Annotated in this window: 14 protein-coding genes; 3 read left to right on the top strand and 11 right to left on the bottom strand. The window is 70.8% G+C overall.

From position 1 onward, the window contains the following. Nucleotides 1-110: 110 nt before the first annotated feature. The gene (gene rpsA / locus BJP60_RS06015) at nt 111-1562 is read right to left on the bottom strand and encodes a 30S ribosomal protein S1 (protein WP_203138248.1); all 1452 of its coding nucleotides are present in this window, start codon (nt 1560-1562) and stop codon (nt 111-113) included. A 243-nt stretch (nt 1563-1805) separates the two neighbouring features. On the opposite strand from rpsA, the gene BJP60_RS06010 reads away from it, so the two are divergent. After that, nucleotides 1806-2213, top strand: coding sequence for a DoxX family protein (locus BJP60_RS06010; protein ID WP_203138247.1), 408 nt, complete (start codon nt 1806-1808; stop codon nt 2211-2213). A gap of 29 nt (nt 2214-2242) precedes the next feature. On the opposite strand, the gene BJP60_RS06005 is transcribed toward BJP60_RS06010, so the two are convergent. Genes BJP60_RS06005 through BJP60_RS05990 form a run of 4 tightly spaced genes read right to left on the bottom strand, consistent with a single transcriptional unit; the run spans nt 2243 to nt 7389 of the window. Next, complete coding sequence (locus tag BJP60_RS06005) at nt 2243-4156, bottom strand: glycogen debranching N-terminal domain-containing protein (RefSeq protein WP_203138246.1); 1914 nt, start codon at nt 4154-4156, stop codon at nt 2243-2245. Beyond that, a complete protein-coding gene (locus BJP60_RS06000) occupies nt 4153-4986 on the bottom strand; it encodes a carbohydrate ABC transporter permease (RefSeq protein ID WP_203139014.1) in 834 nt (277 codons plus the stop codon). The genes BJP60_RS06005 and BJP60_RS06000 overlap by 4 nt, the downstream gene beginning before the upstream one ends. Nucleotides 4987-5009: 23 nt before the next feature. Then, entirely contained in the window at nt 5010-6125 is a 1116-nt protein-coding gene (locus BJP60_RS05995) for a carbohydrate ABC transporter permease (protein ID WP_203138244.1), read from the bottom strand. 10 nt (nt 6126-6135) lie between these two features. Further along, on the bottom strand, nt 6136-7389 hold the full coding sequence (locus BJP60_RS05990; protein WP_203138242.1) for a sugar ABC transporter substrate-binding protein: 1254 nt from the start codon (nt 7387-7389) through the stop codon (nt 6136-6138). Between the two features lie 124 nt (nt 7390-7513). Here BJP60_RS05990 and BJP60_RS05985 point away from each other — a divergent pair, with 124 nt between their 5' ends. Next, a complete protein-coding gene (locus tag BJP60_RS05985; protein WP_203138240.1) occupies nt 7514-8527 on the top strand; it encodes a LacI family DNA-binding transcriptional regulator in 1014 nt (337 codons plus the stop codon). Nucleotides 8528-8657: 130 nt separating this feature from the next. Further along, the gene (locus tag BJP60_RS05980; protein WP_203138238.1) at nt 8658-10112 is read left to right on the top strand and encodes a DUF4190 domain-containing protein; all 1455 of its coding nucleotides are present in this window, start codon (nt 8658-8660) and stop codon (nt 10110-10112) included. A 22-nt stretch (nt 10113-10134) separates the two neighbouring features. On the opposite strand, the gene BJP60_RS15520 is transcribed toward BJP60_RS05980, so the two are convergent. From BJP60_RS15520 to BJP60_RS05955, 6 genes are all read right to left on the bottom strand, one after another. After that, a complete protein-coding gene (locus BJP60_RS15520) occupies nt 10135-10200 on the bottom strand; it encodes a TraR/DksA C4-type zinc finger protein (protein WP_336244374.1) in 66 nt (21 codons plus the stop codon). A gap of 92 nt (nt 10201-10292) precedes the next feature. Further along, complete coding sequence (locus BJP60_RS15515; protein WP_336244369.1) at nt 10293-10481, bottom strand: hypothetical protein; 189 nt, start codon at nt 10479-10481, stop codon at nt 10293-10295. Between the two features lie 35 nt (nt 10482-10516). Further along, nucleotides 10517-10987: a hypothetical protein gene (locus BJP60_RS05970; protein ID WP_203138236.1), complete on the bottom strand. Its 471-nt coding sequence runs from the start codon at nt 10985-10987 to the stop codon at nt 10517-10519. A gap of 269 nt (nt 10988-11256) precedes the next feature. Continuing rightward, entirely contained in the window at nt 11257-12285 is a 1029-nt protein-coding gene (gene ilvC / locus BJP60_RS05965) for a ketol-acid reductoisomerase (protein WP_203138235.1), read from the bottom strand. Nucleotides 12286-12369: 84 nt separating this feature from the next. Continuing rightward, a complete protein-coding gene (ilvN, locus tag BJP60_RS05960; RefSeq protein WP_203138231.1) occupies nt 12370-12879 on the bottom strand; it encodes an acetolactate synthase small subunit in 510 nt (169 codons plus the stop codon). A 1-nt stretch (nt 12880) separates the two neighbouring features. Next, nucleotides 12881-14698 (bottom strand): acetolactate synthase large subunit, encoded by a 1818-nt coding sequence (locus BJP60_RS05955; RefSeq protein WP_203138226.1) that lies wholly within the window; start codon nt 14696-14698, stop codon nt 12881-12883. Nucleotides 14699-14703: the final 5 nt, after the last annotated feature.

Below are 14703 nucleotides of genomic sequence, written 5' to 3'. Positions count from 1 at the left end.
CGACACACAGCGCCCGGACGTGCAGATCGGCGGTAGAGAGCCCGCGCCGGGAAACGACAACGGGGCCGGATCCCGAAGGATCCGGCCCCGTTGCGGGTGTCAGCTGAGGATCAGCGGCCCGCCAGCTTCTCGCGCAGCGCGGCGAGGGCCTCGTCGTCGGCCAGGGTGCCGGCGCCGGCCGACTCCGAGCTGAACGACTGGCCGGCGGCGAACTCGTCGCCCGCCGCAGCCTCGGCCTCGAGGGCCTTGGCGACCTGCGACTTGTGCTGCTCCCAGCGAGCCTGAGCGGCGGCGTACTCCTGCTCCCACTTCTCGCGGGCCTCGTCGAAGCCCTCGAGCCACTGGTTGGTCTCCGGGTCGAAGCCCTCGGGGTACTTGTACTCGCCGTTCTCGTCGTACTCCGTGACCATGCCGTACAGCGCCGGGTCGAACTCGGTGCCGTTGGGGTCGACCATCTCGTTCGCCTGCTTGAGCGAGAGCGAGATGCGGCGACGGTCGAGGTCGATGTCGATGACGCGGACGAAGACCTCCTCGCCCACCGACACGACCTGCTCGGCGAGCTCGACGTGCTTGGCCGAGAGCTCCGAGATGTGCACGAGGCCCTCGATGCCGTCGGCGACGCGGACGAACGCACCGAACGGAACCAGCTTGGTGACCTTGCCCGGCGTGATCTGGCCGATCGCGTGCGTGCGGGCGAAGACCTGCCACGGGTCCTCCTGGGTCGCCTTCAGCGACAGCGAGACGCGCTCGCGGTCCAGGTCGACCTCGAGGATCTCGACGGTGACCTCCTGGCCGACCTCGACGACCTCGGAGGCGTGCTCGATGTGCTTCCACGACAGCTCCGAGACGTGCACGAGGCCGTCCACGCCGCCGAGGTCGACGAACGCACCGAAGTTGACGATCGACGAGACGACGCCCTTGCGGACCTGACCCTTGTGCAGGTTGTTGAGGAACTGCGTGCGCGTGGCCGACTGCGTCTCCTCGAGGAGGGCGCGGCGCGAGAGCACGACGTTGTTGCGGTTCTTGTCGAGCTCGAGGATCTTGGCCTCGATCTCCTGGCCGAGGTACGGCGTGAGGTCGCGGACGCGACGCAGCTCGATGAGCGAGGCCGGGAGGAAGCCGCGCAGGCCGATGTCGACGATGAGGCCACCCTTGACGACCTCGATGACGGTGCCGGTGACGACGCCGTCGTTCTCCTTGATCTTCTCCACGTCGCCCCACGCGCGCTCGTACTGCGCGCGCTTCTTCGACAGGATCAGACGGCCTTCCTTGTCCTCCTTCTGGAGAACCAGAGCCTCGACGACGTCGCCGACGCTGACGACCTCGTTGGGGTCAACGTCGTGCTTGATGGAGAGCTCGCGCGAGGGGATGACGCCCTCGGTCTTGAAGCTCACGTCCAGCAGAACCTCGTCGCGGTCGATCTTGACGATCGTGCCCTCGATGATGTCGCCGTCGTTGAAGGACTTGAGGGTCTTCTCGACCGCGGCCAGGAAGTCCTCAGCAGAGCCGATGTCGTTGATCGCGACCTGCTTGGTGGCCGGGGCGGTCGTTGCGTTAGTCATGTAGTGGGTTGTCCTTGTTGGATGTTTACTCGGGCCGTGGTCCGGCCTCCGCCCCGGCTGTCCGGGCGCACGAGACCACGGTGTGAACCGCGGCAGTTGGATTGTGTTCGCTCATCCCGCGTGGGTCCGTCCCGGGAAAGCCCAGGCGACGCGCACACGCGTGACACTCCAGGGTATCAGAGCGGCACCTCGGATATCGAGGCGCCGTTGCAGGCCCAGACGCCGCGTGCATACGCTCGCCGCATGGACTCCAACAACGCGCGACCGTCATCCCTTCCCCGCACGATCGGCCGCGTGTTCCTGGGCGCCGCGCTGGTGTTCGCGGGCATCACGCACCTGACCGTCGCGCGCGAGGAGTTCCAGGCCCAGGTGCCCGACTTCGTGCCGCTCGATCCCGACACGACCGTCGTCGCGTCGGGCGTCGCGGAGATCGGCCTCGGCGCCGCGCTGCTGTTCGGACGCCGCCGGCGGCTCGTCGGCACGGTCGCCGCCGGGTTCTTCACCGCCATCTTCCCCGGCAACATCGCGCAGTGGCTCCACGGTCGCGACGGCTTCGGCCTCGACACCGACCGCAAGCGCTTCGTGCGGTTGTTCTTCCAGCCGGTGCTCGTCGCGCTCGCGCTGTGGTCGACCCGCGACCGTCGCTCCTGACCCGGCAGCCCGCCGGGCGCTCGCAGCGCCTACCCCTCGGCTCGCACGCTCCACGCCACGATCGCCGCGGCGGCCGACCACGCCTGCGGGCGGCAGGCCGCCGGGTACGGCAGGGGCACTCCGACGCGCGCGGCCGCGTCACCGCTGTGCAGCTCGGGCACGCGGTAGTCGAAGCCCTCGGCGGCGGCGAGCATGCCCTCCACCACGGCGCTCGCCTCGTCCCGCAGCCCGGCGCGCAGCATCCCGTGCGCGACGATCGCGGTGTCGTGGGTCCAGACGCTGCCGCCGTGGTACGACAAGGGCCAGTACCCGGAGGCGCCGGTCGACATGGTGCGGACCCCGAACCCTGAGGCCATCGACTCCCCCACGAGCAGCGACGCCACGTGACGCTCGTCGTCGGCATCCAGGATGCCCGTGCCGATCAGATGCCCGATGTTGCTGGTCAGCGCGTCGACCGGCCGCTGATCCCTGTCGACGGCGATCGCGGGGTAGCGACCCTCCGACGTCGAGACCCAGAAGGCCTCCGCGAACCGCGCGCGCAGCGCGGCGGCCCATGCGCGCAGTTCCGCCGCGGTGTCCGGGTCGTCCGACAGCTGCTCCAGCAGGTCCGCGCCGGCCAGCGCGGCCTCGTACGCGTAGCCCTGCACCTCGCACAGCGCGATGGGGCCGCGCGCCAGCGTGCCGTCGCGCCACTGGATCGAGTCGCCCGAGTCCTTCCAGCCCTGATTCGCCAGCCCGTGACCCGAGCGGTCCAGGTAATCGACGAAGCCGTGGCCCGCGCTCGCTCCGCGCTCGGTGAGCCATCGGAGCGCGCGCCGCAGCGCGGGCACCAGCGCCCGCACCTCGTCCTCCGCCATGCCGGCCCGCCACGCGTCGGCCAGCAGGCAGATCCACAGCGGCGTGGCATCGACGCTGCCGTAGTAGCGCGGCGGCAGCGTCACCCGCTCGCCCGGGATCTCGAGGGTCATGGCGCGCAGCTCGTGGAGGATCTTGCCGGGCTCCTGCGCGGACTCCGGATCGTCCTCCGCGCCCTGCAGGCGCGCCAGCACGCGCAGCGTCGACGCGGCGATCGACACGTCGAGAGGCAGCAGCAGGCGCGCGGTCCAGATCGAGTCGCGTCCGAACAGCGTGAAGAACCACGGCGCGCCGGCCGCGAAGAACTGCTCCCCCGGGGCATCCGGCAGCGCGAGCCGCAGGGCGTCGAGGTCGTCGAGCGCCGTCTCCAGCCACCGCGCGAGCCTCGGCTCCGAGCGGCGCACGGATGCGCTCACCGCGCTCGCATCCCACGGCACCGTGCCCTCCGCTGCCCGGACGACGAGCGTGTCGTCCGTGAGCACCACCGACCACGCCGCGTCGGCCTTGCCGCGCGCGTCCGCCCGCATCCGCCACTCGAGCTCGACGAGATCGTCGCCGGGCCGCACGACGCCGTCCCGCGCCGTGACCGTGAAGCGCTGCGCTCCCGAGGTGACGACGGCGGTTCCCTCGGCGACGAGCAGCTCGAACTCCGCTCCGCCGCCCTGGCCGGCCTTCACGGCGTGCAGCGAGGCGAACTCGGGCCGGATCAGGATGCGCAGCGTCACCTCGACAGGCACGTCGCGTCCGTTGCTCAGTGCGAGACGTTCGCGCACGACGCCGTCCTCGACCGTGCGCTCCCGCGTGAGCCGCACGCGCGGATCGGGCATGTCGTCGTCGACGTCCCGGAGCAGTCCCGAGAACGTGGCGCGCGTCGCGCTCCGCCGCGCGGATCCGATCCACTCGATGACGGACTCGTCGCAGGTCAGGACGGCGGAGCGGATGTGGCGCACGTCGCCGTGGTAGATCCCGTCGATCGCGGCGGCCCCGAGGTCGCCGCCGGCACCCGACCACACCTGGGTCGGCGCGCGCAGCACGATCTCGCGGTCGTGCAGCAGCGGCTGCAGCGGTCGGTCGGCGTTCACGGTCATCCCTTCACTGCCCCCTCGCTGGCGTTCATGATGCGGCGCTGGAAGACGAAGAACAGCACGGCGACCGGGATGGTCATGATCGCGGCCGCGGCGAGCTTCAGAGGGTACTGGCTGCCCTGGCTGAGCTGACCGCTCGCGAGCGATGCGACGCCCTTCGTCAGCGTCGTGAGCTCGGGCGACTGCGTCGACACGACGAAGTGGTTGAGCTCGTTCCATGATCCCTGGAACGACAGGATCACGATCGTGATGAGCGCCGGACGCGCCATCGGCAGTACGACCGACCAGAACGTGCGGAACACGCCTGCGCCGTCGATCCGCGCCTGCTCCTCGACGGCCTCGGGGATCGACTCGAAGAAGTTCTTCATGATGAACACGCCGGCCGCGTCGACGAGCAGCGGGAGCACCATGCCGGTGTACGAGTCATACATGCCCAGCTGGTTGATCACCAGGAAGCGCGGGATGAGCAGCACGACGATCGGCACGGACATCACGGTGACCACGCCCGCGAACACGATCCCGCGGCCGCGGAACCGCAGCCGCGCGAGCGCATAGCCCGCGAGGGAGTTGAAGAACACCCGTCCCGCCGTGACGAGCACGGTCACGAGCGCCGAGTTCGTGAACCAGACGGGGAAGTCGGAGTTGAGGAACAGCCGCTCGTACGCGGCCCAGGTGACGGTCGCGGGGAACAGCGAGATGGGCGACGAGGCCGCTTCTGCGTCGGTCTTGAAGGACGTCGCCACCTGCACCAGGAACGGATAGATGTACACCGTGGCCAGCAGAATCAGGATCACGAGCAGCGAGATCTGACGCAGGACCACGCCGCGCGACATCCTCGTCCGGATCGTCGTCCCGCTCACTGCGCGGCCCCCTCTCGCGTGCGCTCGACGCCCTCGTACATCCGCATCCGCCGCCGGGACACGGGCCGCTCGCGCAGCGCCCAGCGCTGCAGCAGCGTCATGACCACGATGATCGCGAACAGGATGAACGCGATCGCGGCACCCTGGCCCCACTGCTGAGACAGGAATGCCGACTGGTAGCTCAGGAACGCGGGCGTGAGCGTCGTCTTGCCCGGCGTCCCCTGCGTGCCGGTGTAGATCTGGTCGAACACCTGCCAGCAGCCGATCAGCCCCAGCGTGAGCACGGTGAACAGCGTCGGACGCAGTTGGGGCAGAGTCACCTGCCAGAAGCGCTCCCACGCGCTCGCCCCGTCGACCATCGCCGCCTCCTGCACCTCGCCCGACAGGTTCTGCAGCGCCGCGAGGAACAGCAGCATGAACGTCCCCGACGTCGTGAAGATCGCCATCAGGATGTACGCGCTCATCGCGACGGAGGGGCCCGCGAGCCAGTCCCACCACGTCAGGCCGAGGAACCGGCCGCCGCTGAGCGCCTCCGGCGCCTGGGTGACGCCGATCCCGCTCAGTGCGCCGTGGATGATGCCCCGCGGCTCGTTGAACCAGTTCGGTCCGCTCATCCCCACGAACGACAGGACGCGGTTGACGACGCCGTTCGTCGAGAACAGGAACAGCCACAGCACCGTGATCGCCACCGAGCTTGTGACGGACGGGAAGTAGAACGCGGTGCGGAAGAACCCCCTGCCGCGCAGAGCCCCGCCGTTGACCAGCACGGCGAGCAGCAGCGCGAGCGCGGTCTGCGCCGGCACCACGAGCAGGACGTACCAGGCGTTGTTGCGCATGGCCGTGCCGAAGTCGCGCTCGGCGAGCCCGCCGCCCGTCGTGACCTCGGCGTAGTTGTCGAGCCCGACGAACGACACGGAGGACGAGAACGGGCTGCCGCGCCCTGTCCAGTCGCTCAGGCTCACCCACAGCGCCATCAGCACCGGCACGAACAGGAACACGCCGAGGATCAGCACCACGGGAAGCGTGAAGATCCATCCGGCGGCGCCCTCGCCGCGCCGGATCCCGGAGGAGCGGGCGCGGCGAGAGCCGGCCGGAGCCGCGGCAGCGGTCATGGTGTGCGAATCAGCCCAGCGCGGCTTCGAGGTTGCCCTGCACGGTCTGCAAGATGGCCGCCGGGTCGCCGTCGCGCAGGCCCTCGAGCTGCGCGTTGAAGTCGGTGATGATGTCTGCCGCACCCTGGATGTTCGGCGGGAACTGCGCGCTCTCGGCGCCGTCGAGGAACGGCGCGAGCTCGGGGTTCGCCTGGCGCCAGTCCTCGGCCGCCGACTGGATCGACGGCATCGGCCCGAAGGCCTCCGAGAACGCCAGCTGCTGCTCCGTGCTCGTCAGATGCTCCACGAGCGAGAGCGCCTGCTCCTGGTTGGGGCTGTCGGCCGCCATTCCCCAGCAGTTCGTGAACTGCAGGGTGCCCTCCCTGGCGGGACCGGCGGGAAGCGGCGCGACCACGTACTCGACGTCCGGGTAGTCGTTGGACATGGCACCGGTGATCCAGTTGCCCTCGATGACCATGGCGGCCGCCTCGGTGCCGAGCGCCTCGCCGCCCCAGCCCGTCCCGATGTCCGCGGCGAACGCGAAGGAGCCGTCCGCGAGGCGGTCCTGCACGTACTGCAGCGCCTCGACGTTCTCCTCGCTGTCGGCGACGGCCTGCCCGTCCTCGATCAGTCCGCCGCCGGCCTGCGCCATGAAGGCGCCCACACGCTGGTACTCGGCACCGAACGCCAGGCCGACGCGGCCGTCGGTCGTGAGCTGCTCGGCGACGGCGGCGAGCTCGTCCCACGTCGTCGGGATGTCCTCGTCCGTGAGCCCGGCCTCCTCCCACATCGCCGAGTTGATGACGAGGGCGAGGGTCGAGAAGTCCTTCGGCGCGCAGTAGAACTCGTCCTCGTAGGTGAAGTTCTCGACGAGCGACGGGTAGAAGTCGTCCTTGTTGGCGAGCTGATCGCCGTAGGGCGCGAGCGAGCCGTTGGCCGCGTAGCCGGCGAGCGCGTCTGTCGCCAGATAGAACAGGTCGGGCGGCGAGCCGGCGGCGAATCCCTGCGACAGCTGCTGCGGCAGGTCGTTGGCGACCTGCACGCTCGCCTGCACGCCGGACTCCTCCGACCACGCGGCCACCGCGTCCTCCACCGCCTGCGTCTCGGCGTCGCCGGACGATCCGATCAGGATGGTGAGCTCACCGGTGGGCGCCTCCGAGCCGCCCCCTCCGCCTCCCTCGCCCGTGCCGTCCTCGAAGCCCGAGCCGCAGCCCGTGGCGAACACGGCGGTCGCCGCGATGAGCGCCGTCGTGCCGAGCATCCGATGTGTCCGTTGGCGTGCCATGGCTCGTCCTCCTCGATGAGTCTGCCGGCGCCCCGGGTGAGAGATTTTAACGTTCAACAACCCGGAGTCGCGATCAGTGTATGAACGTTCCAATCCGCGTGTCAACGGCCCTTCTCCCCCTACGATGAGTCCGCACGCACCGAGGAAGGGAGCGCACGTGGCACGATCGCCCAGACTCGAGGACGTCGCGCTCGCCGCCGGGGTCTCGCGTCAAACGGTCTCGAACGTCATCAACTCCCCCGACGTCGTCCGCGCGGCGACCCGCGAGCGCGTGAGCCGCGCGATCGCGGACCTCGGCTACCGCCCGCACGCCGCTGCGCGCAGTCTGCGCACCCGCCGCAGCTCCACGATCGCGATCCACCTGGATCCGTATGCGGGCGGCATCTCCGGAGTCGTGCTGGACAGGTTCATCCACGCGCTCACCGACCTCGCGGGCGAGCGTGCCATGCGGGTGCTCCTGTACACGGCACGCGACCACGACGAGGAGCTGGTGCGCCTGCGCGAGCTGCTCGACGGCGGCGAGGCGGATGCGGTCGTCCTCACGGGCACCTCGCACGGCGATCCGCGCACGCTCTGGCTCGCCGATCGTCAGACGCCCTTCGTCGCGTTCGGCCGCCCGTGGGGCGAGGACGACCGCCACGCCTGGGTGGACGTCGACGGTGCGGCCGGCACCCGCAAGGCGACGCAGTGGGCGCTCGCGCACGCCGGACCGGACGTGGCCTTCCTCGGCTGGCCGTCCGGATCCGGCACGGGAGACGATCGCGAGGCGGGATGGCGCGCCACGGCGCCGAATGCGCATGCCCTGCGGCTGGTGTCCGAGGAGAGCGTGCGGAGCGCGCGTGCCGTCGTCGCGGACGCGCTCGACGCGGGCGCGCCGCTCGACGCGCTGGTGTGCGCGAGCGACTCCCTCGCCGTGGGTGCCCACCTCGCCGCCGTCGCGGCGGGACGTGCGGATCTGCCGATCGTCGGCTTCGACAACACGCCCGCGGCCGAGGCGATCGGACTCAGCAGCATCGAGCAGCGGCCCGAGCAGGTCGCCTCCGCGGCGCTCGATCTGCTGCTCGGGACACGCGGCGCCGCGGACGGGTCCGACGCACCGTCGCATGTGCTCGTCGAGCCCGAGCTGGTGCTGCGCTGACGGGTCGCTCTCCCCACGGCCCCGGATGCGCAACCGCGCTAGGGTTCTCGCAGGATCGCCCTGGGGGGAGGCGGTCTCCCGGACCTCTCCCAGGCACCCCGTCCACGCACGCATCGCATGAGGAGTTCCCATGTCCAACCCGCCGAACGACGGCAACGGCGTCCCCTCCGAGCAGCCGCCGGCACCGCCCGAGCCGCCGGCGCAGCCCTGGCAGCCGGAGCCGCCGGCACAGCCGGCTGCGCCCGAGGACGCCTCGGCCGACTTCGCGCCGCCGCAGTACACGCCGCCGCAGTACTCGGCTCCCGACTACACGCTGCCCGGCTCGCCCGGCGCCGCCACGCCCGAGCCGGAGACGGCGCCTCCGGCGACGCCGCCCGCCCCGACGGGTGCGGCACCCGAGGGCTCCGTACCTCCCCCGCCGCAGCAGGGTGCGCCCGCGGCTCCGGGGTACGGCGCCGGCGACTCCTCGTTCCCGGGAGCACCTCAGGCTCCGTACGCCGCTCCGAATCCCGACCAGGGCTACCCCGGGTCGTCGCTCCCGCCGTACGCCGCGGCGCCGCCGTCACAGGGATACCCGGGCGGGCCGACCGCGCCGTACGGCGGCGGATCCTACGGCGGCGTGCCCATGACTCCCCCGCAGCCCGGCAAGGGGCTCGCCATCACCTCGATGGTGCTCGGCATCCTGGGCCTCGTCGGCTTCGCCGTCGCCTTCATCCCGTTCGTGGGATTCGCCGCGCTGCTGGTGCCGCTGGTCGCGATCGTGCTGGGCGTCATCGCTCTCGTGCGCAAGAAGCCGGGCAAGGGCTTCGCGATCGCCGGCGTCGTCACGGGTGGTCTGGGACTGATCATCTCCGCGCTCGTCGCGACGATGATGACCGCCTTCCTGCTCAACAGCGGCGACCTGATCCGGCAGAGCTGCGACGAGGCGGGGCTCAGCCAGGAGGAGTGCGACGAGCTTCTGCAGGGCGGCGACCCGAGCAGCGATCCCGCGACGGCCCCGGAGGCGGGGGGCGGCGAGGCCGCGAGTGCGCTCGAGGTCGGCGAGACGTCGTTCGGCGCGTTCGACGAGAGCGGCGAGTACACCTGGTTCACGGTCGAGCTGACGAATCCCGACGACGTGTTCTACGAGTACGTGTACGGCGAGATCGAGGCGGTGGACGCGAACGGCACGATCATCGACACCAGCGGGTTCGGCGGCGCCCTGATCCCCGGCACGACGGTGTTCACGGGCACGTTCGCGGAGGCCCCGACCGCCGAGGTGGCGGAGCTGCAGGTCCTCGGCCTGGAGGACGTCGTGAGCGAGCCCGTGCCGTTCGACGGCGGCGAGTTCGCGGTCGCCGATCTCAAGGCGACGAGCGACGAGTACACGACGACGCTGACGGGCACGGTCTCGAGCACCTTCGCGGAGGACCAGGATGCGCTGCGCCTGACCATCCTCGTGCGCGACGAGAGCGGCAAGATCGTCCTGGCGGACACGCACTCGACCGACCGCGTGCCCGCGGGAGGCTCGGCACGGTTCGAGAAGACCTTCTACCCGGCGCTGCCCGACGGTCTGACCTACGAGGTCTACCCGCACATCCCGTGAGCCCTGGCGGCCCCGGCCGGCCTCATGCGGCGCAGCGAACGCATCGCGTGGCCGTCGGCCGGGCCCGCAGCCTCCCCTCCGGGATCACCGTGCCACACGACTCGCACACGCCGTACGTTCCCGCATCCAGGCGGGCCAGGGCGTCATCGATCTCGCGCAGCTCGCTGCGCGCGGCCTCGCTCAGCGCCGTGAGGTGCGACCACTCCCCGAGAGCGTCGAGCCCTCGGGATCGTGCTCGTCGTCGGCGGTCGCGTCACCGCGTGCGGCCGCGACGCCCGACAGATCGCTCGTGCGGGCCTCGAGGCGCCGTGCGGCGTCGCTCCGCCGCTCGAGCAGCAGTTCACGTGCACTGTCGATCGGATCGGGCATGCGCGCCAGACTACGCCTCGCGCAGCGCGGCGGCGTCAGCCGGCCCGCGCATAGTCGTCGGGCGTGAGCGCGCGCAGACCGTCGTCGTGAAGAACGAACTGCGCACGCAGCCGCACCTCCGAGTCCTGCAGCGCGCCCGCGATCGCCGCCGCCCACGCGAGCTCGTCGTTTCGGAACCGATCGTCCCCCTCCCGCTCCCACACGAGCGCGACCTGCGAGGCGCCGATCGCCTCGCACATCAGGGGCAGCCGCGCGGCCAGCAGCTGCGCCGCGGTGGTAGGACCGAGATCCCCGGCGACGACCGGCTCGTCGGGGGCGCCCGGGAAGTCGTCCGTCGGCATGACAGCCTCGCTCATCCGGTCGTCGCGGTCGAGGAACAGCAGCCACAGCTGACGGCGGATGGCGCCGCTCAGCATCAGCTCGATCAGCTCGTGCAGCCGCGCGTCGTCGAGGGACGCGTCGCGCAGCTGCTCTATGCGGCGCTCGACCGCGTTCGTGTGTGTCATGCACCGAGCGTGACGCATGTGCCCGGGCGGCGTGCGGGATCCGGCCGGATGTGGACGGAGGATCGCCCTCCCGCGCCTGTGGACGAAACGGAGCGACCCCCGCACCTTCTGGGTGCGGGGGTCTGTTCCGGCTCAGGTAGAGCGGTCTGGTGCGAGGGTCAGCGCGCGGCCGAGCCCTCGACGCGCGGCCTTCGGCCGCCGGCCGCGGAGCGGCCAGACGACACAGTCCGACAGGACTATGTCGAGGGCGGCCGAAGCCGGTGCGAGGGTCAGCGCGCGGCGGAGCCCTCGACGTAGTCCTCGTCCGTCTGCTTCCAGGCGAACAGGGCGCGCAGCTCCTTGCCGGTCGCCTCGATCGGGTGGCCCTGCTCCTTCTCGCGCAGCGCGAGGAACTCCTGGGCGCCGTTGTCCTGGTCGTCGATGAAGCGCTTGGCGAACGCGCCCGACTGGATGTCCGCGAGCACGCCCTGCATGCGCTCCTTCACGCCGGCGTCGATCACGCGCGGGCCGGAGACGTAGTCGCCGAACTCGGCCGTGTCGGAGATCGACCAGCGCTGCTTGGCGATGCCGCCCTCCCACATGAGGTCGACGATGAGCTTGAGCTCGTGCAGCACCTCGAAGTACGCGATCTGCGGCTGGTAGCCCGCCTCGGTGAGCACCTCGAAGCCGGCCTGCACCAGGTGGCTCATGCCACCGCAGAGCACCGCCTGCTCGCCGAACAGGTCGGTCTCGGTCTCCTCCGTGAAGGTGGTCTTGATGACGCCGGCGCGCGTGCCGCCGATGGCCTTGGCGTACGACAGGGCGACGTCCCAGGCCTGGCCCGACGCGTCGCGCTCGACCGCGATGATGTCCGGGATGCCCCGGCCCGCGACGAACTCGCGGCGCACGGTGTGGCCAGGGGCCTTGGGCGCGACGAGGATGACGTCGACGCCCTCGGGCGCGTCGATGTAGCCGAAGCGGATGTTGAAGCCGTGCGCGAAGGCGAGCGTCTTGCCCTCGGCGAGGTTCGGCGCGATGGACTCGGAGTAGATGCCGCGCTGGTGCTGGTCGGGCGCGAGGATCATGATGAGGTCGGCCCACGCCGTGGCGTCGGCGACGTTCTTGACCTCGAAGCCCTCCTCCTGCGCCTTGGCGGTCGACTTCGATCCGTCCTTCAGCGCGATGACGACCTCGACGCCCGAGTCGCGCAGGTTCTGGGCGTGCGCGTGGCCCTGCGAGCCGTATCCGACGATCGCGACCTTCTTGCCCTGGATGAGCGACAGGTCGGCATCGGCGTCGTAGAAGATCTCGGTGCTCACGGTGGTGTTTCTCCTTGGGTTGGGGATCTGGGGAAGCTTGAGCCGTTCGGGCGCGGGCGCTGCGCGCCCCCGCTCGACGACCGGTCAGCCGCGCAGGACGCGCTCGGTGATGGACTTCGGTCCGCGGCCGAGTGCGAGCAGGCCCGACTGGGCGAGCTCGCGGATGCCGAAGGGCTCGATCGCCCGGAGGAACGCGTCGACCTTGCCCTTGTCGCCGGTGATCTCGACCACCAGCGCGTCGGGCGCGTAGTCGACCACGTTGGCGCGGAACAGGTTCACGACCTCGAGGACGTTCGAGCGCGAGGCGTTGTCGGCGCGCACCTTCACGAGCATGTGCTCGCGCTGCACGCTCGAGGAAGGATCCAGCTCGACGATCTTGATCACGTTGATCAGCTTGTTGAGCTGCTTCGTGACCTGCTCGAGGGGCAGCTCCTCCACGTCGACGACGACCGTGATGCGGGAAAGGCCCGGCACCTCGGTGACGCCCACGGCGAGGGACTCGATGTTGAAGCCGCGCCGGGCGAACAGGCCCGCGACGCGGGTCAGCAGACCCGGCTTGTCCTCGACGAGGAGGCTCAGCACGTGCGTCGTCATGTCAGTCCTCCTCCGCGAACGCCGGGGCGTGGTCACGCGCGTACTGCACGTAGCTGTTGCTGACGCCCTGCGGCACCATGGGCCACACCATGGCGTCGGCGCTCACGACGAAGTCGATCACGACGGGACGGTCGTTGGTCTCGAGCGCGGTCTTGATCGCGGCATCCACGTCCTCGGCCCGCTCGACGCGGATCGCGAGGCATCCGTACGCCTCCGCGAGCTTCACGAAGTCGGGCACGCGGATGGTGTCGTGGCCCGTGTTGAGGTCGGTGTTCGAGTAGCGGCCGTCGTAGAACAGCGTCTGCCACTGGCGCACCATGCCGAGCGACGAGTTGTTGATGATCGCGACCTTGATCGGGATGTTGTTGATCGCGCAGGTGGCGAGCTCCTGATTCGTCATCTGGAAGCAGCCGTCGCCGTCGATCGCCCACACCGCGCGCTCGGGCTGGGCCACCTTGGCGCCCATCGCCGCGGGCACGGCGTAGCCCATCGTGCCGGCGCCGCCGGAGTTGAGCCACGCGTTGGGACGCTCGTACTTGATGAACTGCGCCGACCACATCTGGTGCTGGCCGACGCCCGAGGCGAACACGCCCTCCGGTCCGGTCAGCTCGCCGATGCGGCTGATCACGTGCTGCGGGGCGAGCAGGCCGTCGGTGGTCGGCGCGTAGCCGAGCGGGTACTGGTTCTGCAGACCGCGCAGGTACGCCCACCACTCGGACGTGTCGGCCTTCTCGGTGCGGGCGTGCAGCGCCGCGTCCAGGTCGACGAGCACGTCCTTCAGGTCGCCCACGATCGGCACGTCGGCCGTGCGGATCTTGGAGATCTCGGCGGGGTCGATGTCCACGTGCACGACCTGCGCGTTCGGGGCGAACAGCGCGGCCTTGCCGGTCACGCGGTCGTCGAACCGCGCGCCGAGCGCCACGATGAGGTCGGCCTCCTGCAGCGCGAGCACGGCCGGCACGGAGCCGTGCATGCCGGGCATGCCGAGGTGCTGCGGGTGCGAGTCGGGGAACGCGCCGCGCGCCATCAGCGTCGTGACGACGGGCGCGCCGCTCGCCTCGGCGAGCGTCTTCAGCTCGGCCGCCGCCTGGGCGCGGATCACGCCGCCGCCGACGTACAGCACGGGCTTGCTCGCCTGCGCCATGAGCGCGGCGGCGGCCTGGATCTGCTTGCCGTGCGCCTTGGTCACGGGGCGGTAGCCGGGCAGGTCGATCTTCGGCGGCCACACGAACGGCGCCTCGTTCTGCTGCGCGTCCTTCGTGATGTCCACGAGCACGGGCCCGGGACGTCCCGTCGAAGCGATCTCGTACGCCGCCGCGATCGCGCCGGGGATGTCCGCCGCGTTCTTCACGAGGAACGAGTGCTTCGTGATCGGCATCGTGATGCCGACGATGTCGGCCTCCTGGAACGCGTCGGTGCCCATCAGGGTCGAAAACACCTGGCCCGTGATCGCCAGCAGCGGCACCGAGTCCATGTAGGCGTCGGCGATCGCCGTGACGAGGTTCGTGGCGCCAGGGCCCGAGGTCGCGATCGCGACGCCGACCTTGCCGCTCGCGGCGGCGTAGCCCTCCGCCGCGTGGCCGGCGCCCTGCTCGTGTCGCACCAGGATGTGCCGCAGCGTCGCCGCGGACATCAGCGGGTCGTACACGGGCAGGATGGCGCCGCCGGGCAGGCCGAAGACGTCGGTGACGCCGAGCAGCTCGAGCGAGCGGACGACCGCCTCGGCGCCCGTGATCACGGGCGCGGAGGCAGACGTGGAGCGGGATGCGGGCGGCCGCGGGAGGACCTTGGCCGCGTCGAATGCAGAGTCGGACGGCATGGTGA

It is taken from the genome of Microbacterium sp. JZ31 (assembly GCF_016805985.1).
Classification (GTDB): Bacteria; Actinomycetota; Actinomycetes; order Actinomycetales; family Microbacteriaceae; genus Microbacterium.
The sequence above is the reverse complement of the archived record's forward strand: the minus strand, read 5'-3'. Positions and strand labels throughout refer to the sequence as shown.